This window comes from Acinetobacter zhairuonensis (assembly GCF_022601715.1).
Classification (GTDB): domain Bacteria; phylum Pseudomonadota; class Gammaproteobacteria; order Pseudomonadales; family Moraxellaceae; genus Acinetobacter.
Map to the genome: position 1 here is coordinate 93,570 of NZ_JAKVIM010000002.1, position 19,647 is coordinate 113,216.

The following is a 19,647-nucleotide window of genomic DNA, read 5'->3' on the forward strand; positions in this document are numbered from 1 at the left end:
TTCAAATACATGCACCAAAAAGCACCTCAATTAAGAGTTTAATTGACAGACATTGACCTCATCAAAGCCATTGGTACATGGTGCAACTTCATGTGCCACAGCATGATGCAAAGCAATATGCTGTTTAGGCTGCACAACCTGAGCATTTACAGCGGAACTGAATAAACAGAAAAGACTAAAACCAAAGATCGACAATTTACGCATGGGACGATAACCTTATTGCTATTTAGTGTGAATTTTCACGTAAATTATATATCTTTTTATCACATCAGGATAATGCATTAAATTAATCAAGTCAGTCTTATTTTCTATTATCGTCGTTATGAATTAAAAAACAGCATAGTAATCTTCAAGACTACAATGCTGTTTTATATATTTAACTTTTAGGAACTAAAGGCTTTTTTCTTCGGGTCGGTATTGCCAAGTTCTGGATGCTCAAGAGCATCTTTACATTGTGCTTTGTCACGTTCGTAATCCGCTTTTGTCTGCGAGACGTTTGCAGAATTTTCCATGGTTTCACGTGCCCAAACATCTAAACTGGTCAGCGCCTTACGACACAAGGCGTATTTCCCTTCCGTTACCGAGTCTGTCATTTTCACGTTAATACGCCAGTCTGTACTGAGCTTGCGCGCAGGTTTCCGCACATTTTCTTCAATCAAATTACGTTGTTTACGATATACATAAGGGTCAGCCTCGTTCATGAATCGCCATGCTTCGTGCGCATAGCTCGTTGCATCATTGGTCAATTTAGGCGCAGCTTTAATTTCTGCTTTCTTTTCAGCATGATCAGAAGATTGACCACACGCTTGTAATAGCAAAGCGCTACACAACACTGAAACAACAAGAACAGAGGCTCTAAGTATTCGCATCTGGGGGCATCACCACAACAATCTATTAGGCACTATGCTAGTAAATTCAGATACAATACACAATCTTATTTGACCTATCGTTTAACTCTAACAAGGTGTGTCGTGTCACAACACAAATTAACACCCACGCAAACGGCTGGTTTTTGGCAAGGTGCCAAAGATAGCCAAGCGATTATATTTACTTATTTACCTGTTTCTTTTGCCTTTGGGGTTTCTGCTACGCAGTTTGGCTTTAGTGCTTGGGAAGCCTTATTTCTCTCTTGTACCATGTATGCTGGTGCCAGCCAGTTTCTGGTCGTTGCACTGCTAGGTAGTGGTACTTCCATCTGGATGACGGCGCTGACAGTGATTGCCTTGGATATTCGTCACTTGCTGTATGGACCAGCCTTACAGAATTTGATTCAAGACCAATTAAATCTGAAAAAGACCGCAATTTGGGCGTGGGGTTTGACCGATGAAGTCTTTGCTTCTGGCATGATTAAACTCTCGCAAAGACGCCAAGAATGGTCTGAGTCATGGATGTTGGGGCTGAGTTTATTCAGCTGGTTATCTTGGGCGACAGGCTCATTCTTGGGTGGATTATTTGCCGATCAAGTTAATAATCTGCCGCAGTTTCTTCAGGCTGCACTGGATTTCTTGTTACCCGCATTATTCCTCAGCTTCTTGCTGGCTGCCTTTGAGAAAAAGCATACCTTTGTGGTCAGTGTCACCATTTTAGTATCTGCCATCGCCTGCTATTTCATCGACCTCTCCGCCGCAATCTTTATTGGTATTTCTTCGGGTATTATTGCTGGCTTGTTTAAGCACTATGTCCTGAAACAACACGATCCCGAACATACAGGAGCATCACATGAATCTTGAGATTATTCTGGTCGGCATCGTAGTCGGGATTGCGAATTTTGCCTCCCGTTTTGGTCCTTTTTTTGTCATCCAAAAATTCCAACAAGGCTCACAAAAGCGCGGAGCATTGTGGTTGAAAATTGCCTTAGGCTCGATTGGGATTTCAGCCATTAGTTCCATGTTGGTGGTCGCGACACTACCACCACTGCTTGAAACGCCTAATAAAAGTTTGGCGATGCTGATTGGATTCTTAGTACTTACAGGACTATATTTCAAATTTAAGAAAATTGTCGCAGCAACCTTAACTGCTGCTTTGGTTTATGGCTTGGTATATACCTATTTACCTGTGAATTTTTAATTAATTTTGAACGGATGATTCACAACCAAGTGAATCACTTGAAAGCAATTTTCAGGTGATTCACTTCAAATAAGAAATAAACTTACTTTATGATAGTAAATAAGTTTTTATTCAAACCTCAAATCATCCTTTACAAGCAAACTGCAAAAAAATTGTTCGACAATCTTATTATTTTATGTGAATCCGACCTGAACACCGCCCTGAGTTCTGCTATGCTAAAACCCCATTTACGCAAGGATGAATCACATGAGCGTGACTATTGGTACTCCCCTTCAATCTTCTGCATTTAAAGTTCTACTATTAGGGTCTGGTGAACTAGGAAAAGAAGTGGTGATTTCACTGCAACGTTTGGGTGTCGAAGTACACGCAGCTGACCGATATGACCATGCTCCTGCCATGCAAGTTGCACATTATCAACATACTTTGAACATGGCAGATCCAGAAGAATTAAAACAACTGATTGCCAAAATTCAACCCAACCTGATTGTGCCTGAAATCGAAGCCATTGCAACTGAAGTGCTGGTTGAAATTGAAGCGAGCCAAACTACAACGATTATTCCTTCTGCAAAAGCCGTGAACCTCACCATGAATCGTGAAGGGATTCGTCGTTTGGCTGCTGAAGAATTGGGTTTACCAACTTCAGCATACCGTTTTGCGAATTCACTCGAATCTTTCCGTGCTGCTTGTGATGACATTGGTTATCCGAATTTTGTTAAACCAGTCATGTCATCTTCGGGTAAAGGGCAATCGCGCGTAAAAAGCTTTGCCGAAGTCGATGCAGCTTGGGAATATGCACAAACTGGCGGTCGTGTGAATCAAGGTACAGTGATTGTTGAATCGCAAATTGACTTTGATTTTGAAATTACCTTGCTCACCGTACGTGCAAAAAATGCAGAAACAGGTGAAATTGAAACCCAATACTGCGACCCGATTGGTCATTGTCAAGACTCTGGTGACTATGTCGAAAGCTGGCAACCACAAGCCATGACAGCCGTGGCTTTAGAAGAAGCAAAACGTATTTCACATAAAGTCACAGCTGCTTTAGGCGGTTGCGGTATTTTTGGCGTGGAATTGTTTGTCAAAGGTGACAAAGTATGGTTTAGTGAGGTTTCTCCTCGTCCACACGATACAGGTCTTGTGACTTTAGCATCTCAATATCAAAGCGAATTTGAATTACATGCACGCGCAATTTTAGGCTTGCCCGTGAACACAACACGCCACAGTGTTGCTGCGAGTGCCGTGATTTACGCGGGCGTGGATGATACCAACCTTTCCTTCTCTGGCTTAAATCTTGCTTTGACAAACCCAAATACTGATTTGCGCCTGTTCGGAAAACCTGAAGGCTTTAAACGCCGCCGTATGGGTGTTGCCACTGCTCGTGCTGAAACGACCGACCAAGCACGTGAGTTGGCTAAACACGCTGCGGATCAAGTCATTGTGAATCAGAACTAACTTATACACATTACGGACCACTGTTCATGATCAATACTTCACCCTTGTTGAATTACGTCAAAAGTAACCATGATATCCAAGCGATTAACCAATGGCGTACCGATGTAGAAAAGCAACTACAGGAAAGTTTTGAACATGGACAGCCTATTCGTGAAGTCATTTCAGCTCGCTCAAATTTAATTGATGAAGCTCTACAATTTTTGTGGCGCCATGCTGAGTTAGATCAAACCAAACTTGGGCTGTTTGCAGTCGGTGGCTATGGTCGCCGTGAAATGCTGCCGTATTCGGATGTCGACATTATGATTTTGTCGGAAGATGAAATCACGGCAGAGCAAGAACAGCTCATTTCCACCTTCATTTCTTCACTTTGGGATGTAGGCAATTTTAAACCCGGCATCAGTGTGCGTAGTATTCGTCAATGTGTCGAAGAAGCCACAAATGATCTCACGGTTGCTACTAGTCTAATTGAAGCACGACTAATTATCGGTTATGAACATCTGGCACGTTGGCCACGTCGTATCGTTTCGCAAACGTGGACGGATAAAACCTTCTATGATGCGAAGATGGAAGAACAACACCGTCGTTATGCACAGCACAACAATACTGAAAGCAACTTAGAGCCCGATATTAAAAATGCCCCAGGGGGTATTCGCGATATCAACCAGATTGGCTGGATTGCGAAGCGCCATTTCCGCGTGAATCGTATTTATGACTTGGTGCATTTGGGCTTTATTTCCGAATTTGAGCTCGGTGTGCTCGAAGAAGCTGAAAGTTTCTTATGGGAAATTCGCCATCATTTACACCGCTTAACCAAGCGTGATGAAAACCGCTTATTGTTTGACTATCAACGTGACATTGCAGCAATGTTTGGCTATGTACGTGAAGAAGACAAATCACCCAATTATCCAATTGAACAATTCATGAAGCAGTACTACCGTACCGCACAACAGGTCTCTACCCTGAATGAAATGTTATTGGCATATTTCAATGAATCGGTGATTACCCCTCGACTACCACAATACGAACGTCAAATTGTGGAAATAAATGACAACTTTAAATTGGTTGATGGCAAGTTAGCGGTTCAGCACCATAAAATTTTCGCAGAAAATCCAAGTGCCATTTTAGAATTATTCTATTTTCTCGCGAACCGTCCAGAAATTGAGGGCATTCGAGCGCGTACTCTACGCTTATTGATTTTAGCAGCAAAACGCATTGATCAGGCTTATCGAGATAATCCTGAACATCAAGCCTTATTCATGGCAATCATCCGCTCGCCGTACCGCTTATATGACACCATGGTTGCCATGAAACGATATGGTGTTTTGGGCAACTATATTCCAGCTTTCGGGCAAATTATGGGGTTGATGCAATATGACTTGTTCCATATCTACACCGTCGATGCACATACCCTCTTATTGTTGCGTAATTTAAACCGATTTAAAGAACCTGAATTTGCCAAAGATTTCCCTGTAGTCAGCTCAGTATTCCAACGTCTCGCTCGACGCGACATCGTATTTTTAGCTGCGCTGTTCCATGACATTGCCAAAGGGCGTGGTGGTGACCACAGTGAACTCGGTGCGGAAGATGCAATTGAGTTCTGCCGTATGCATGGCTTTACCGAACGTGAATGTAAAATGGTGGCTTGGTTAATTCAAAATCACCTGCTCATGTCACTAACGGCACAGAAAAAAGATATTTCCGATCCAGATGTGGTGAAAGATTTTGCCGAAAAACTGGGTGATATGGAGCATTTAGATTACCTCTATACCCTCACTGTAGCCGATATTAATGCCACCAATCCGAAACTCTGGAATTCTTGGCGTGCATCTCTAATGCGTCAGCTTTATACCCATGCTCGCGACATTATTCGTACTGGTCTAGGTCGACCAGTCGATTATCAAATGCTAATCGAAGACACTAAATTTGCAGCCAGTGAAATGCTGGTGAATGACTTCTCTTTGGCAGATGTGGAAAAAGTCTGGCAAGAACTGGGCGATGAATATTTCATTAAAGAATCTGCGGATGAAATTGCGTGGCATACCCGCGCCATTCTTGAACATGCAGATAACCCAGACCCATTAGTGCTGATGCGTGCCCATCGTAAATCCGCTCAAGATGCCGCAGTTGAAATCTTTATTTACACCCGAGATCAACCCAATTTATTTGCGACGACGGTTGCCATTTTAGATCGTATGAATCTGGATGTTCAGGATGCACGTATTATTACTGCAAACACCGCATTCAGCTTGGATACCTATGTAGTCCTAGATCGCTACAATACATTGCTTACCGATCCAGAGCGTGAAGCAACTGTGATTGATGCATTAACTACAGCATTGCGCCAATCGGACAAATATCCAGGCTTAATGCAACGCCGTATTCCACGTCAACTACGTCATTTTGATATTGAAAATACTGTGGATGTAACCCTGAACGAAGCCCTGCAACAAAATATGGTTGAAATTTCAACACTTGACCATCCAGGATTACTTGCCAAAATTGGTGGTCTGTTTATGATGCAGGGTTTAGACATTCACTCTGCTAAAATTGCCACCTTAGGTGAACGTGCCGAAGATATTTTCTTTGTCACCAAAAAAGATGGCTCTCCGATGACGGAAGAAGAGACTGTATTATTTGCCAATCAACTGAAGTTAGCTTTGGATGAAGCCTCTAATCAGGTCTGTGGTCAACATTAATTTTTAACGTTCGGGTATTCGTTTCATGAACTCTAGTTTGTCTTTATTACATCCTTATCCATTTGAAAAGTTAAACAAGCTTTTTCAGGATGTACAAACCGCAGATTTACCTTTGATCCCCCTTTCGATTGGTGAACCAAAGCATCCTGCACCAGAGTTTGTGAAACAAGCGATTATTGATAACTTCCAACATTTATCAACTTACCCGAACAGTAAAGGCTTACCTGAACTACGCTTGAGCATTGCCAACTGGTTAACACGTCGTTTTCATCTGAATCAAATTAACCCTGAACAGGAAATTTTACCGGTTTCAGGTACGCGTGAAGCGATTTTTTCATTCGTACAAGCCTTGATTAATCGTGAAGAAAAACCTTATGTGGTGATGCCGAATCCGTTCTACCAAATCTATGAAGGGGCGACTTTACTGGCAGGCGCAGAACCGTATTTCATCAATTGTACAGAAGAGAACAATTACCTCGGTGATTTTGATGCGGTTCCTGCTGAAGTTTGGGAAAAGACTGCCTTACTGTTTGTCTGCACACCAGGTAACCCAACAGGGGCTGTCCTCTCTAAAGAACAGTTTAACAAGCTGATTGCACTGTCTGACCAATATGGTTTTGTGATTGCATCGGATGAATGCTATTCAGAACTTTGGTTTGATGAAGCACCAACAGGGCTTTTAGAAGTCTGTGCCGAAATTGGACGTAATGATTACAAGAACTGTGTGGTGTTCCACTCATTATCAAAACGTTCAAACTTACCAGGCATGCGTTCAGGTTTTGTCGCAGGTGATGCAGCCCTACTCAAACCTTATTTGCAATATCGTACCTATCATGGTGCAGCGATGCCTGTACAACACCAGTTAGCATCTATTGCAGCTTGGGATGATGAAACACACGTTGAAGACAACCGCGTACAGTACCGTGCCAAATTTAATTTATTCCAGTCGGAATTAGGTCATTTACTGCCGTTGAAAAAACCAGATGCGGGTTTTTATTACTGGTTAAAAGTAGATAATGATGAAGTATTTGCCAAAATGCTGATGGAAAAAGCCCATATTAAGGTGCTTCCGGGACGTTATTTATCTCGTGAAACAGAGACTGGCAACCCTGGTGAAAATCATGTTCGCCTTGCACTGGTTGCAGATCTGGCTCAGTGTGAACAAGTCGTGAAACGCTTAAAAGCCATCCTCTAAGCACAAAGCACTTAACAAGGGCTATACTGTAGCCCTTGTTAAGCTTCAAATGGTTGTGCAAAAATAATGACGATTAAACACAGCACTGCGACAGCAAAAGAAAAAGCAAATTTCAACCAATGCCGTTGATATTGAACCACCATAGCACTGATACATTGTAGAAAATAATAAATTGCGAAGCCCTTGGACGCTAAATTAATAATTTCAAAAATATCAAAACTCCAGACCAAGACCAAACACATCACTGTAATCAATAAATATGCAATTTTGACTGGAATATGATGCCCTGACAGTTCATTGACCAAGCCACCATTGCCCGAAAAATCAGCCAACGCTGCACTCAACTGACTGGTAATCGCAGCAACAAGTAAAAATATCGGCGCCCCGACAAAAACATATTGAGCAATATCGATGACCGAAGTATCCGCAATTTGTCCACTTAATGGATGCAGTTCAAAAACCAGACTAAACAGCAAAATAAATAAAATATAAATAATGGTACTCAGCCATTGTGCATATTTCATACTTTTGACGCGGGTTGCAGCGGAATATTCTTTGCCCAAATAACGGCTGGTTTCAAAACCCTGCACCATAATTAATAACCCCAGCATCATGGGAATATGCTTGGGATCGAACTGGAAAGTTTCTGATACTGGCGCAACATGATCTAAATTAAAAACAAATAAAGCCAGTAGAAAGACGGTCACAATACTGAGTTTAATATGTACCGCCAGAACTTCTATTTTTTCAAGAAGGCGAAATCCTTTTAGATAGCCAAATAGCGCAATACACAATAAAACTGCCGTTGTTATAATTTGAGTCAGATAAGGATAATCAAAAGGTAAAACCCGATTTATAAATGAAGAAAATAAATACAAATAATAAGTGACTGAGAGTACATAGGCAAAAGTCAGTGCAATATCACTAAACCGCTCTACGGTTAATAAATGAATATTGTTCTTTTTGGACACCAAAGGTTCTACTGCCACAATATTCCAGCGAATGACTTGCCCGACAAGATAAGAAAAGACACACAATCCAATCATTACCCAAACCGCATAAGGTCCACTCAAATCATTGAGTAGCGGCGCTGCAATTAAGAAACCACTCCCGATAATCGAAGCCAAAGGCGTAACGGTCGCTCGCCATAATTCATGCTGACGAACCACGGGCAAGGTGAGCAAGGTAAAAATAATTAAGGCAATAACCATTAGAATAATTGTGAAAAGCGGCATCATTATTCTCGTCTAATACGTACAAACTACTCTTTAATAAGTCTAAAAACCGAATCCAATCACCTAAATTCTAGTTAAAGAGCGATCATCTAATCGCTCTGATATTCTTGATTTGGGAGACCAACGTTCAAGATGCACTTCTTAAAAAATCACGCCATAAAGATGAGCAACATCAAGGCAAAACCTGCAAAGCAACATCCAGAAACTCGATATAGCCCGACTGATTTTTTCTTTAAGTAGTTTAAACACCCTCTCCAATTCAGCATATGTAATAAAAATAAATTCCAGATCAGCACCACACTGACCAACCAAAGACTAAGTAAAACAAATACCTTGGCATTAAATCGATCATACACCAATATGACTAGACTGCTATAAAACATCAAATTTTTTGGATTTAATACACTGGACTGTAGACCTTGAAGAAAACACGTCATGCGTGAAGTTTTAAGCTGCTCTCGATCCCTCGGTGTTTCGTCTAAATACAGCTCATCATGCTGCTGAAAACACAGCCATGCTAAATAAAATAAATAGGCGACTCCTAAGTACTGTAATACATACAGTGACATCGGATGTATTTTCCCCAACCACCACAAAGAAGCAAAAATAACCAGAAAAATTAATGCATTGCCGCAAGCAATACCGAGCACTGTATAACGCGTCAAGTTGGACCCATATTTAATTAAATGCATTAAGATGAGAAAAAAGTCAGGTCCGGGAGAAAGCAGCGCGATAAAATGGGTCAATGCGATAAATAAAAATAATTCCATAACTTATCTCAATCAATTCGTGAGATAAGCCTAGTAGCTACTTAAATTTAATTATTGTATGAAATTGCGCGACGATGCTGCTTTTGATAAACCTTTGGTGTGATGCCTGTGAGCTGTTTAAATACACGCTGAAAATGACTTTGATCACTAAAACCCAATTGATAACTCAACGCTGCAATCTCCTGCCCCTGCCGCAATAGTTTACGGGCGGCATTAATTTTTAAGTTGAGCTGATAGGCATGCGGAGTTAAGCCCAAATTCGACTTAAATAAGCGAATAATGGCATAGCGACTTAAACCACTTTGCTCGGACAATTGCTGCAAAGAAAGAAATTCTTCTATTGCGCCAAGTCTAGACATGAGTAGTTGAAATTCCTGCTGTGCATAGCCATTTTCTTTCAATAATTCTAGGTTCAGGTTTGGAAACAATAACTCAGTTAAGGTCTGAATCAGCAACTGTTCTTTGTGCAAGTAAGAAATGGAATGATCAAATAAACTTTGATTTAAAACACAAAAATCTGAATACAATTGTTGAGATTGATAAAGCTGGGGTTTGTATTGCGGAATTGAATCACAGCGGAAATCTTGTTCAGCTTCCTGTAGCAACTGTTGTAACCAGAGCATATCCAGATGCATCATCTGGTAACTCCACGCCCGATCTGGCTCAGGATTACAGGAGTGTTCAACATGCGCAGGAATTAAAACCAATGTTCCTGACTCAATTTTCTGTGTGCCTACAAAGTGACTACAAAAAACACTTTGCCCAAGATCTACAGCACCAATCGAAAAAGTTGGATGACTATGTGCTCGATAGCAAGCGCGGCTATGACATGCCTTACGTGTTTCCACATAAGGCATATTCGGGTCACTCCAAAACTCCGTCTGAGCTTTGGAGGCATCATTGGAAAGCTGCAATCTATTCAACATCACGTTTATTGTTGCAATGCCTTTTCAATTTCTTCTTCCAAAGCTTCTGGCTTGGTGGTTGGTGCAAAACGGTTTAATACCGTTCCATCCTTACCAATTAAAAACTTGGTAAAGTTCCATTTAATTCCACTGCCCAAAATGCCTTTGCTGTTATTGGTGAGATAGCGAAAAATGGCGTGCGCTTCTGGACCTTTGACATCCACCTTGGAGAACATTGGAAACGTCACCCCATAATTTTTATGGCAGAACGCACCAATTTGGTCGTTTGAACCTGGATCCTGCCCCCCAAATTGATTACATGGAAAGCCAAGCACCTCTAATCCCTGTGGCTTATATTTCTCATATAATTTTTCTAAACCTGCAAATTGCGGGGTAAAGCCACACTTACTCGCTGTGTTTACGATTAATAAAACTTTCCCCTCATAATCGGCAAAAGATTTATTTCTTCCATCTAACAACTCAGCTTCAAACTGATATATGTTGGTCATGGATAGGTTTCCTCGTCATTTTTTTCTTGTGATTGTAATTCTAATGAAGCCGAATTCACGCAATAGCGCAATCCTGTCGGCTGCGGACCATCCTCAAAAACATGCCCCAAATGTGCGTCACAATGATGACAAACGATTTCTGTTCGCTCCATGCCATGTGAGCTATCTGGCATCTCATCAATTGCCCCTCCAGCAATTGGTTTAAAAAAGCTAGGCCAGCCGCAGCCACTGTCAAATTTCGTGGTAGACGAAAACAACGGTGTTCCGCAGCAACGGCAAACATAAGTTCCTTCTTGCTTGGTATTCCAGTATTTCCCCGTAAAAGCTGGTTCTGTTCCTTTTTGTCGAGTTATTCGAAATTCTTCTGGAGATAACTCTCTTTGCCATTCACGGTCTGTTTTATTGAGTTTTCCCATGATTACTTCCCTTTCTATCTTGCTGTTTAAAAATAGGATAATCTTATATTTACGTCATTCATTCTAAAATTTCTAGTCTTTACTTAACAATTTACAAAAGACTTATCATTTTCTTAAAAGCAAAAAGTAAGCAAAATAAAAATTATGGTGAGCATCTTTATTTAAGAAATGCTTTTTTGTGAGCAAAATAGGTGGTATTCTTGTGGTCATGCTGACTTAGGATTAAAAAATGTCGCAAAAAAAGAGCGTTATTTTTAAACATCTACTGCCTGTGATTAAACAATATCAACAGGCTGGGTATACGCATGAAAAAATTGTTGCTTTACTCAGAGACGAACATGATCTCGATTTGGTGACAACAGAAACATTTAAAAGTTATTTATACCGTTATGCAAAAGTGACCCCCACTCCTTCCGAGACTCTCAAAATGCCGAACACTAATCAAACCCCACGCGAAATAAAAAAATCGTCTAAGCTCGAGCATGTATGCTACGACATCCGTGGACCAGTGTTACGAGCGGCCATCGAGATGGAAGAAGCTGGTCATAAGATTATCAAGTTAAATATTGGTAACCCTGCGCCATTTGGCTTTGAAGCTCCACAAGAAATTATTAATGACGTCGCTTTAAACCTGCCAAATGCTGTGGGTTATACTGACTCAAAAGGAATTTTCCCTGCACGTAAAGCCATTTGCCAGTATTACCAGCAAAAAGGCATCTTCGATATGCATGTCAATGATGTCTATATCGGCAATGGTGTTTCTGAACTGATTGTAATGGCAATGCAAGGTCTATTGGATGATGGTGATGAAATGCTGGTGCCTATGCCTGACTATCCTCTCTGGACTGCGGCAGTCAACTTATCTGGCGGTACCGCGATTCATTACAAATGCGATGAAGAAAATTTCTGGTATCCAGACATTGCGGACATGGAAAGCAAAATCACGCCAAATACCCGCGGTATTGTGATTATTAACCCGAACAATCCAACAGGTGCAGTTTATCCTCGTCACGTCTTGGAGCAAATTGTTGCTTTAGCGAAAAAGTACGACCTGATTTTGTTTGCAGATGAAATTTACGACAAAATTGTTTATGACGGTATTGAACACGTTTCAGTTGCTGCTTTGGCGGGTGATCAACTCTGTATTTCATTTAATGGTCTATCGAAAGCATATCGTATTGCAGGCTATCGCTCAGGCTGGATGGCAATTACAGGCGATAAATCTCGCGCAATGGATTATATCGAAGGTTTGGATATGTTGGCGTCTATGCGCCTATGTGCCAATCACCAAGCGCAATATGCGATTCAAACGGCATTAGGCGGTTATCAATCGATTAATGATTTAATCCGTCCAGGTGGTCGTTTGTATGAACAGCGTAATATCGCATGGCAAATGCTGAATGACATTCCAGGTGTCTCTTGCGTGAAACCTGAAGGTGCGATGTACTGCTTCCCCAAACTTGATCCAGAAGTGTATCCGATTCAGGATGATGAGAAACTCATGCTTGACTTGCTGCGTGCGGAGAAAGTCCTCTTGGTTCAAGGCACTGGCTTTAACTGGCCAACACCGGATCATTTCCGTGTGGTGTTCTTACCAGCGGAAAATGAGCTGCGTGAAGCGATTACCCGTGTAGGTCGTTTCTTGGCGAAATTACGCTAATAAGATCCTGCTCAAAAAGCCGCATTTAATATGCGGCTTTTTTGTTTTTTCCTTTTGCTCCCATCTTAAATTAGCTTGCTGAAGTGCTACACTGCTAGACATGAAATAATGAGCGAATGACATGACTTATCAAGTACATATCATTGATGTAAAAAATCAATTACAGAACTACATTTGGTTACTCGAACATACAGACTCTCATGAAGTGATTGCAGTTGACCCAACGGAAGCACAATTGGTCGAAGATTATTGCCAAGAGCATCAGCTAAAGCTCAGCCAAATTTGGCTCACGCATTGGCATAAAGACCATATTGGCGGGGTTCCCGAGCTATTGGTCAATCGTAATATTCCTGTCTATGGTCCACGTGACGAGCTCAGCAAGATTGCGTTTATCACCCATCCACTCGGTGATGGTGAGCATTTCAACTTTCATGATGTTCGTATTGATGTGATTGCGGTGCCTGGACACACCCTAGGGCACATCGTTTATTTTAGTGATGCCTTAGATATAGTGTTTTGTGGCGATACTTTATTTGCCATGGGCTGTGGGCGTGTCTTTGAAGGAACCTTCGAGCAGATGTATCACTCGCTTAACCGTTTGGCAGCCTTACCACCAAGAACCCAAGTTTATTGTACCCATGAATATACGCTATCGAATGCAAAATTTGCCCTGCACGTAGAACCCGATAACCTAGAAATTCAACAACGCTTTGAACAAGTTGAAGCACTACGTATGCTGGGTCAACCGACCTTGCCGAGCACAATTGAAATTGAGCTGGAAACCAACCCATTTTTAAGGGCACAAAGTGTTGAAGAGTTTCAAAGATTACGTGAATTAAAAGATGACTTTTAAATTTTTAGCTTTACAAAAATCACTATTTCTGGGGATAGAGCGAAGTTAAAATTCACGGTTTAATAGTCTCATAAAAGCAATAAAATACAATCATAAACCGAAAGATTTTTGTTTATTTTCAATAAGAATAACAAGAACTGAAAATAAACATGACTCTCTAATTTTTTGCACTAACCACACGGGCAATGTGGGCAAAAAATTAGAGAGTCTTTCAATTAAAAATCCTTTATTTTGTACTACTGCTAGTCTGATTTTCTTCGATTCAAAAATAAAAAAAGCCCAGAGAAAGGTCACTCCAGGCATTGGAAACTTGCTGTATCTTTACACAAACAAGACACTTTTAAATAATCCGAAACTCATACTACATCAGAAGGTTGCAACATCCTAGCTGAATTTTAAAATATACGTGAAAAATACACTTTAATGATCAATTAAAATTCAAATATAACATGCATTTATAATCCATATTTACTATGAATATTGATAGACAAGTGTGCTTTATACTCAACTAGACTTAGCTTGGAATTTTATCCAATGAACGACACTTCAAACTTAAGTTGCCTCGCGCAATATCAGAGAGCATACGCCAGTCTGAAATAAAGCTATAAAGAGGCTGCTTGAAGGAAGCAGGTTTATTTTTCTCAAACATAAAATGTCCAACCCATGCACAGGCATAACCTGGAATCAAACCATACAACACATATTTCGGTTTGCGTTGACGGATTGCTTTGGCAATGAAATATCCTCCGATTGTGCTGCCTAACACATGCAAACGTCGACTAGTGATATTACGATGTTCAGTTAAATAAAATCGATAAAATTCGTTATAATTGCGGATCGGTAGTTGTGGTGATGGCACTGCTGTCACTTCATTTTTCGGCTCTACGATTGCATTCATGTCAGTATCTTCCTAATTGTTCTAAATTCTTGATTTGCATTTCGCCCACACATCATTGTGTTTCAAGCAAAATTGGTCAATTACATTTTTGCTCACCTTTGGGCATTAAAATTGGCAAAAGATAACTTCTCGCCTTAAGCTTTTTCTTGCATATTGCATGCTTCGATTTTAGTTCAAGAAGCAAGACACATCTGGCTCTTTTTTATGTGATGTAGGTACATGATTGCTTCTTTGCGATTAGACAGCTTGATTGCTGATAATTTCACACTTAACTACCGTACAGCATCGTTTTTTTCCGTTAGAATTTAATATTAACAAGTATGATCCCTTGTAAGCACTCAACTTAAAGTAGCTTCACTATTTTTCCAACTGATCTAAGGCAAATTTATGATTGAAGTTGAATTAAAATTTCAAATTCCTACAGCAAGAAGAACGGCACTCCTTAAAGCCTTAGATCCCAAAAAGTCGAATCTAATTCATCTCAAAGCCAAATACTTTGACACGCCAGATAAGCAACTTTCACAACATGGTGTTGCTCTACGTTTGCGCCTAGAAGGTGAGCATTGGGTTCAAACTTTAAAAGCAGCAGGCAAAAGCCATTTGCATCGTTTTGAGCATAACCATGATTTTGGTGTGTCTGAACACGCCCCTGCTTTAGATTTAACGATTTACCAACAAGAACCCGAGGCGCTTGCTATTTTGCAACAAGCATTGGGCGATCAGCTAGATGGATTAAAGTTACAATTCGAATCTGATATTCAGCGTACCTATCGTGTCATCCACTTTGAAGATGCAGAAATTGAGGTCAGTCTGGATATTGGTCGCTTAGCCACAGAAACTGAAGAACGCGAAGTGCATGAAGTTGAGTTTGAACTTAAACAAGGCACTATACAGTCTTTGCTTGCCTTTAGTTTTGAATGGGTTAAGAAATACCAATTGTGGTTAGATGTTCGCAGTAAGGCTGAAATGGGGCATTTACTTTCAATTCAGCAAGAAGTGAGCCCAGCCAAGCTAGAAAAAGCTTTCCAACTGGTCAAAAAAGACAGCGCTGACAGCAATGTTCGTTTACTCATTGTGCAACAGTTACAACACTTACTACCAAATATTGCGGCTATTTCTGCAGGTGTGGCGCAAAAAGAACATCTTGAACAAGCCTATTTGGCTTTAGATCATCTCTATTTAACTTCAGCTTTATTTAACACATGGAGTAAGGATGTTTCTGACAAATGGGCTTATCAGTTGGCAGCATTTAAACATCATTTCGAAAATTTACAGCAGCTTGAGCACATGCAAAGTACTTTGGGTGCATTACTGCAAAACCCGACGACGACAGCAAGTCTGACCAAAGATATTTTATATGCGCAAGAAAAACTGAATAATTTGGTTCGCTCAACCCTGAATGTGCATCACTTTTTAGAATTGTTGATGTTTAGCTTACAGCCCAGTACAGCTGTACAAGAGTTAGACTTAAAAGGTTTTGCGCAAAACACCTTGCAACAGCAATATAAACAGATTCATGAGCAGCTTTTAGATACAGACGTGACCAATTTTGAAAGTCTAGAACAGCTCTCAAAACGCATTCGTGAACTCAAATTCAGCTTCCCGATTCTCACCTCAATTTACGATGTGAAAAATCTGCAAAAATATAGCAAAGCATTAAACGAAGCGCATCAAGCGGCTGAGGAATACTTAACCCTTAGTTCTTCTGCTGCCTATATTCAACAGACTGAACTAGAAGCCAGTGATTGGTTTGTTTTGGGATGGTTAACTGCCAAACAAGAAGTCTATGCACAAGCGTTATTAGATGCGACCGAGCAATTTATGGTGAGCCGAAAATTCCTCAAATTCTAAGTTGCTTAAATCTCTAAGCCATTGGCATCCATAAGTTTGACTTGTGGATGTCCTTCATTTTTGTCTTTAAATAGACATGTTACATATTTACATTTTTACTGGACTTATTCATCCACTTTAGCCAAGATATAAATTTAGCGCCAATAAAATAATTTTAAGAACTCCAGCGAGAGGGCTAGAACATGTCAGAAATTGAACTCAAATTTCAGATTCCAGAACCATTTCAGGACATGATTTACCAAGACTTTTGTGCATCTAAAGTCTATAAACAACGCTTACTGGCGCATTATTACGATACTCCAGACTATCAGCTTGCCCAAAAATCTATTGCACTCCGATTGCGCTTAGAACAGGGGCACTGGATTCAAACCCTTAAATATAAAACTGAGCATCATATTGAACGCTTTGAGTTTGAATCTGACTTAGGTAAGAAAAAGCAACCTAAACTCAATTTAACTTTGTATCAGGATCATGTTGAGGAACTGCCTGCACTTTTCACTACTGAAAATGCCTCACAAAATTTCCAAGTCAAGTTTTCCACCGATGTCGAACGTATATCCAAGATTTTGCTGTTCAATCAGTCTGAAATTGAAGTCTGTCTGGACATTGGTTATTTGGTCTTTCAACAAGAAAAATTAAGAATATTTGAGATTGAGTTTGAACTGGTGCAAGGCTCGATTCATGACTTAATCCGCTGTATAGAACCGTGGATGAATAAATACCAGCTTTGGCTAGATACACGCAGCAAATCCCTGCGTGGAGATTTGCATGTGCAGCAACAGGATGTATTGCCGCCACAATATGCAGAGCCTATTGTTTTAGATCCAGCCATGACCGCAAATACGGCATTGCACGCCATCTTAAATAACACCTTTAAGCACCTCTTACCGAATACAACTGCCCTCGCCACTGGATTTTACAATAGTGAACATGTACATCAGGCACGCGTAGCCATACGCCGGATGCGTAGCGCACTGAGTTGTTATGCTAAGCTTACTCACGATATTCCGCCACACTGGGCGGCACAATTACGGATCATTTTCCAGTCCTTAGGCACGGCACGGGATACCGATGCCATACGTGAAACATTGCTGCCGCAATTACAAGAAGCGGGCTGTGCACATTTAGATATTCCACCTGCCGAGAGTTATCACAATCAAGTGATGTGGATTTTTCAGTCCACCGAAACCAATCAATTGATACTGGAACTGATGAATTATGTGACTTCAGAACCAAGTTCAAGAAATAAAAAGAAAAAATCCTTCCAGCACTATGCCGAGAAAAACCTAAAGAAAACCCATCAACGGATTGCACATGACATTGGACATTTTTCTCAATTAGAAGATGAAGAAAAGCACAAACTGCGTAAACGCTTCAAACATTTACGTTACAACATTGAATTTGTACGCAGCCTGTATAGTGATAAAGCTGTAAAACACTATTTAAAAGCCATTAAACCGATTCAGGAGCTTTTGGGGCAATACAACGACCTTTTGGTTGCCGAGCAATTCTTCCATGAACTGCCTGAAAATGAAGAAATTCATTGTGCAATGGACTGGCTCAATCAACAGGAAAAGCAACAGTTAAAACACATCGACAAGCAGCTCAAAGCCTTTAAGAAAATCAAACCGTTCTGGTCTTAACACCAACTTAACGGTATTTTCCAAAGACTTTCCAGACATCATTGTCTGCCAGTGGATCACTATAACTATCGCTGCGTTGCTTACGTGGCTTATCGCGTGCATCCACCAGCTTAAAATGCTCTTCGGTACTCAGCACAATACCGTTCACATAAAATCGGGTGCGAGTGTATTCACTTTGCCCATGCTGAAACACATAGGTTCTTAGATCAATAAATTCACGATGTGCCACCAGTGCAGCCTGCTCATCACTATTGAGCCACACTTGCATGGCAGTCACTTGTGCTGCTGGGAACTCTCCACACTTATCCAATAAACTGGCAATTCCTCTGAAAGTCTTTGACTCTTTGGCTCGGGTTTTATTAATCCGAATACGATCCACATGGAAATAAAACAACGGCAAATTCAGATGGCTTGGTAAATGAATCGCATCGACCACTTCATCGCTCAGAAATGGCTGACTCAGCAATTGTGCCCGTTCAATTAAGTCTTGCCATTGCTGATAATAATGCGCAACCTCTTCGGCTGAACCATAATAAATGGGCAAGCCTTCTACATTTGCTAAAGATTGTGGTGGCCAAATTTGTTGGCGTAATAAGGAAACATCATGTTTAAGGTTTTGAATTGCAATAGCATCTGACATACGGCGTTCCAATTTTATAATGCTTAGGCTATTTTTAGATTAAGTCAAAGGTTTTGTTTCTGCAAGGCTTTGCCTATAATGCAGAATGAAATTTTAGCTAGGAACAGTCATGGTTCAAAAGATTGACGCTACCGATGTTACCGAAGAAGAAGCTTTGAATGCTGCTTTTTTTGAACGTGCAGATGAATTTATTAAATATGCCAATGAATTTTGTCGCCCAGCCAAAGGACAACAAGTCAAACCAAATGAAATTCGTGGTCAAGTTAGCGCTTCGATGCTGTTTGCGACAGCACGTTTCAATACTTGGGTCGCAGCGAATAATTTTAAAGATGGCAATGAAATGCGTGATGCGAAAGAGCAAGTCATGTCTTATGTCTTACAGCAATTTCAAATGATGCTGGAAGATAACTATGACGAATACTGTGAACAGTTCGAGAACTATTTACGTTTCCGTCATAACGAAGAATTTCATGCAAACAAGCATGATCATGACCATTAATTCGATGGTGTAATAAAAAAGCCCTCAGCTTCGACTCAGGGCTTTTTTATTGCTTAAACTTTACGATCGCAAACAATCTTTTTAATCACATTATCAACAATGGTGACGGTGTAATAAGTATTCCCCAGCAAATAAACATAGTCCGATGCAGTAAACTGCTTTTCCCTTTCTTCCCACTGGTAATTCCGCACTGAGATTGGCGGTTGCTGCATATTTTGCACCAGTTGAATATAGCTATCGCCAAGCGACAGCAATTGCCCATTTTCAGCGCGAATGACGCGGGTTTCCGTAGCTGCCGTAGCGTAAGCTGTACCAATTGCAAATGCAAAAAGAATAAAACCAGAACTTTAAAGAATTT

General features: G+C 40.6%; 20 protein-coding genes. 10 read left to right on the top strand and 10 right to left on the bottom strand.

The window, feature by feature from the left end; translation table 11 throughout:
- Positions 1-30 precede the first annotated feature (30 nt).
- Both MKI85_RS02195 and MKI85_RS02200 read right to left on the bottom strand, forming a co-directional pair.
- Positions 31-204, bottom strand: a complete 174-nt coding sequence (locus MKI85_RS02195) for a hypothetical protein (protein ID WP_241624571.1) — start codon at positions 202-204, stop codon at positions 31-33.
- 179 nt (positions 205-383) lie between these two features.
- On the bottom strand, positions 384-869 hold the full coding sequence (locus MKI85_RS02200; protein ID WP_241624572.1) for a hypothetical protein: 486 nt from the start codon (positions 867-869) through the stop codon (positions 384-386).
- 102 nt (positions 870-971) lie between these two features.
- Here MKI85_RS02200 and MKI85_RS02205 point away from each other — a divergent pair, with 102 nt between their 5' ends.
- From MKI85_RS02205 to dapC, 5 genes are all read left to right on the top strand, one after another.
- Entirely contained in the window at positions 972-1,730 is a 759-nt protein-coding gene (locus MKI85_RS02205; protein ID WP_241624574.1) for an AzlC family ABC transporter permease, read from the top strand.
- Positions 1,720-2,067, top strand: a complete 348-nt coding sequence (gene ygaH, locus MKI85_RS02210; protein ID WP_241624575.1) for an L-valine transporter subunit YgaH — start codon at positions 1,720-1,722, stop codon at positions 2,065-2,067. The genes MKI85_RS02205 and ygaH overlap by 11 nt, the downstream gene beginning before the upstream one ends.
- A gap of 237 nt (positions 2,068-2,304) precedes the next feature.
- Complete coding sequence (purT, locus tag MKI85_RS02215; protein ID WP_241624577.1) at positions 2,305-3,519, top strand: formate-dependent phosphoribosylglycinamide formyltransferase; 1,215 nt, start codon at positions 2,305-2,307, stop codon at positions 3,517-3,519.
- A gap of 26 nt (positions 3,520-3,545) precedes the next feature.
- Positions 3,546-6,215 (top strand): [protein-PII] uridylyltransferase, encoded by a 2,670-nt coding sequence (gene glnD / locus MKI85_RS02220; RefSeq protein ID WP_241624579.1) that lies wholly within the window; start codon positions 3,546-3,548, stop codon positions 6,213-6,215.
- A 25-nt stretch (positions 6,216-6,240) separates the two neighbouring features.
- The gene (gene dapC / locus MKI85_RS02225) at positions 6,241-7,410 is read left to right on the top strand and encodes a succinyldiaminopimelate transaminase (RefSeq protein WP_241624581.1); all 1,170 of its coding nucleotides are present in this window, start codon (positions 6,241-6,243) and stop codon (positions 7,408-7,410) included.
- 38 nt (positions 7,411-7,448) lie between these two features.
- On the opposite strand, the gene MKI85_RS02230 is transcribed toward dapC, so the two are convergent.
- The 5 genes from MKI85_RS02230 to msrB all read right to left on the bottom strand — a co-directional run bounded on the left by MKI85_RS02230 (position 7,449) and on the right by msrB (position 11,245).
- Positions 7,449-8,645, bottom strand: coding sequence for an APC family permease (locus MKI85_RS02230; RefSeq protein WP_241624583.1), 1,197 nt, complete (start codon positions 8,643-8,645; stop codon positions 7,449-7,451).
- A 149-nt stretch (positions 8,646-8,794) separates the two neighbouring features.
- The gene (locus MKI85_RS02235; protein WP_241624585.1) at positions 8,795-9,415 is read right to left on the bottom strand and encodes a LysE family translocator; all 621 of its coding nucleotides are present in this window, start codon (positions 9,413-9,415) and stop codon (positions 8,795-8,797) included.
- A 47-nt stretch (positions 9,416-9,462) separates the two neighbouring features.
- Positions 9,463-10,341, bottom strand: coding sequence for an AraC family transcriptional regulator (locus MKI85_RS02240; protein WP_241624587.1), 879 nt, complete (start codon positions 10,339-10,341; stop codon positions 9,463-9,465).
- Positions 10,342-10,346: 5 nt separating this feature from the next.
- Positions 10,347-10,829 (bottom strand): glutathione peroxidase, encoded by a 483-nt coding sequence (locus tag MKI85_RS02245; protein ID WP_241624588.1) that lies wholly within the window; start codon positions 10,827-10,829, stop codon positions 10,347-10,349.
- Positions 10,826-11,245, bottom strand: coding sequence for a peptide-methionine (R)-S-oxide reductase MsrB (gene msrB, locus MKI85_RS02250; protein ID WP_241624589.1), 420 nt, complete (start codon positions 11,243-11,245; stop codon positions 10,826-10,828). The genes MKI85_RS02245 and msrB overlap by 4 nt, the downstream gene beginning before the upstream one ends.
- Before the next feature lie 229 nt (positions 11,246-11,474).
- On the opposite strand from msrB, the gene MKI85_RS02255 reads away from it, so the two are divergent.
- Positions 11,475-12,905: a pyridoxal phosphate-dependent aminotransferase gene (locus tag MKI85_RS02255; protein ID WP_241624591.1), complete on the top strand. Its 1,431-nt coding sequence runs from the start codon at positions 11,475-11,477 to the stop codon at positions 12,903-12,905.
- Between the two features lie 121 nt (positions 12,906-13,026).
- The gene (gloB, locus tag MKI85_RS02260) at positions 13,027-13,758 is read left to right on the top strand and encodes a hydroxyacylglutathione hydrolase (protein ID WP_241624593.1); all 732 of its coding nucleotides are present in this window, start codon (positions 13,027-13,029) and stop codon (positions 13,756-13,758) included.
- A 514-nt stretch (positions 13,759-14,272) separates the two neighbouring features.
- Here gloB and MKI85_RS02265 read toward each other — a convergent pair.
- Positions 14,273-14,656: a DUF962 domain-containing protein gene (locus tag MKI85_RS02265; protein WP_241624594.1), complete on the bottom strand. Its 384-nt coding sequence runs from the start codon at positions 14,654-14,656 to the stop codon at positions 14,273-14,275.
- A 387-nt stretch (positions 14,657-15,043) separates the two neighbouring features.
- Here MKI85_RS02265 and MKI85_RS02270 point away from each other — a divergent pair, with 387 nt between their 5' ends.
- On the top strand, positions 15,044-16,507 hold the full coding sequence (locus tag MKI85_RS02270; protein ID WP_241624595.1) for a CYTH domain-containing protein: 1,464 nt from the start codon (positions 15,044-15,046) through the stop codon (positions 16,505-16,507).
- Positions 16,508-16,689: 182 nt separating this feature from the next.
- Complete coding sequence (locus tag MKI85_RS02275; RefSeq protein WP_241624596.1) at positions 16,690-18,150, top strand: CYTH and CHAD domain-containing protein; 1,461 nt, start codon at positions 16,690-16,692, stop codon at positions 18,148-18,150.
- A 7-nt stretch (positions 18,151-18,157) separates the two neighbouring features.
- On the opposite strand, the gene MKI85_RS02280 is transcribed toward MKI85_RS02275, so the two are convergent.
- Positions 18,158-18,790: a hypothetical protein gene (locus MKI85_RS02280; RefSeq protein WP_241624598.1), complete on the bottom strand. Its 633-nt coding sequence runs from the start codon at positions 18,788-18,790 to the stop codon at positions 18,158-18,160.
- A 109-nt stretch (positions 18,791-18,899) separates the two neighbouring features.
- Between MKI85_RS02280 and MKI85_RS02285 the strand changes: the two genes are divergently transcribed.
- Positions 18,900-19,289 carry a DUF3144 domain-containing protein gene (locus MKI85_RS02285; protein ID WP_241624600.1) on the top strand — a complete coding sequence of 130 codons (390 nt, stop codon included), beginning with the start codon at positions 18,900-18,902 and terminating at the stop codon, positions 19,287-19,289.
- Positions 19,290-19,342: 53 nt separating this feature from the next.
- Here MKI85_RS02285 and MKI85_RS02290 read toward each other — a convergent pair whose 3' ends face one another.
- The gene (locus tag MKI85_RS02290) at positions 19,343-19,501 is read right to left on the bottom strand and encodes a hypothetical protein (protein ID WP_241624602.1); all 159 of its coding nucleotides are present in this window, start codon (positions 19,499-19,501) and stop codon (positions 19,343-19,345) included.
- Between the last annotated feature and the right edge of the window lie 146 nt (positions 19,502-19,647).

Excerpts from the sequence above, each read along its gene's own strand:
- MKI85_RS02195 (WP_241624571.1), bottom strand. The coding sequence starts at position 204 with ATGCGTAAATTGTCGATCTTTGGTTTTAGTCTTTTCTGTTTATTCAGT.
- MKI85_RS02200 (WP_241624572.1), bottom strand. The coding sequence starts at position 869 with ATGCGAATACTTAGAGCCTCTGTTCTTGTTGTTTCAGTGTTGTGTAGC.
- ygaH (WP_241624575.1), top strand. The coding sequence starts at position 1,720 with ATGAATCTTGAGATTATTCTGGTCGGCATCGTAGTCGGGATTGCGAAT.
- purT (WP_241624577.1), top strand. The coding sequence starts at position 2,305 with ATGAATCACATGAGCGTGACTATTGGTACTCCCCTTCAATCTTCTGCA.
- glnD (WP_241624579.1), top strand. The coding sequence starts at position 3,546 with ATGATCAATACTTCACCCTTGTTGAATTACGTCAAAAGTAACCATGAT.
- dapC (WP_241624581.1), top strand. The coding sequence starts at position 6,241 with ATGAACTCTAGTTTGTCTTTATTACATCCTTATCCATTTGAAAAGTTA.
- MKI85_RS02230 (WP_241624583.1), bottom strand. The coding sequence starts at position 8,645 with ATGCCGCTTTTCACAATTATTCTAATGGTTATTGCCTTAATTATTTTT.
- MKI85_RS02235 (WP_241624585.1), bottom strand. The coding sequence starts at position 9,415 with ATGGAATTATTTTTATTTATCGCATTGACCCATTTTATCGCGCTGCTT.
- MKI85_RS02240 (WP_241624587.1), bottom strand. The coding sequence starts at position 10,341 with ATGTTGAATAGATTGCAGCTTTCCAATGATGCCTCCAAAGCTCAGACG.
- MKI85_RS02245 (WP_241624588.1), bottom strand. The coding sequence starts at position 10,829 with ATGACCAACATATATCAGTTTGAAGCTGAGTTGTTAGATGGAAGAAAT.
- msrB (WP_241624589.1), bottom strand. The coding sequence starts at position 11,245 with ATGGGAAAACTCAATAAAACAGACCGTGAATGGCAAAGAGAGTTATCT.
- MKI85_RS02255 (WP_241624591.1), top strand. The coding sequence starts at position 11,475 with ATGTCGCAAAAAAAGAGCGTTATTTTTAAACATCTACTGCCTGTGATT.
- gloB (WP_241624593.1), top strand. The coding sequence starts at position 13,027 with ATGACTTATCAAGTACATATCATTGATGTAAAAAATCAATTACAGAAC.
- MKI85_RS02265 (WP_241624594.1), bottom strand. The coding sequence starts at position 14,656 with ATGAATGCAATCGTAGAGCCGAAAAATGAAGTGACAGCAGTGCCATCA.
- MKI85_RS02270 (WP_241624595.1), top strand. The coding sequence starts at position 15,044 with ATGATTGAAGTTGAATTAAAATTTCAAATTCCTACAGCAAGAAGAACG.
- MKI85_RS02275 (WP_241624596.1), top strand. The coding sequence starts at position 16,690 with ATGTCAGAAATTGAACTCAAATTTCAGATTCCAGAACCATTTCAGGAC.
- MKI85_RS02280 (WP_241624598.1), bottom strand. The coding sequence starts at position 18,790 with ATGTCAGATGCTATTGCAATTCAAAACCTTAAACATGATGTTTCCTTA.
- MKI85_RS02285 (WP_241624600.1), top strand. The coding sequence starts at position 18,900 with ATGGTTCAAAAGATTGACGCTACCGATGTTACCGAAGAAGAAGCTTTG.
- MKI85_RS02290 (WP_241624602.1), bottom strand. The coding sequence starts at position 19,501 with ATGCAGCAACCGCCAATCTCAGTGCGGAATTACCAGTGGGAAGAAAGG.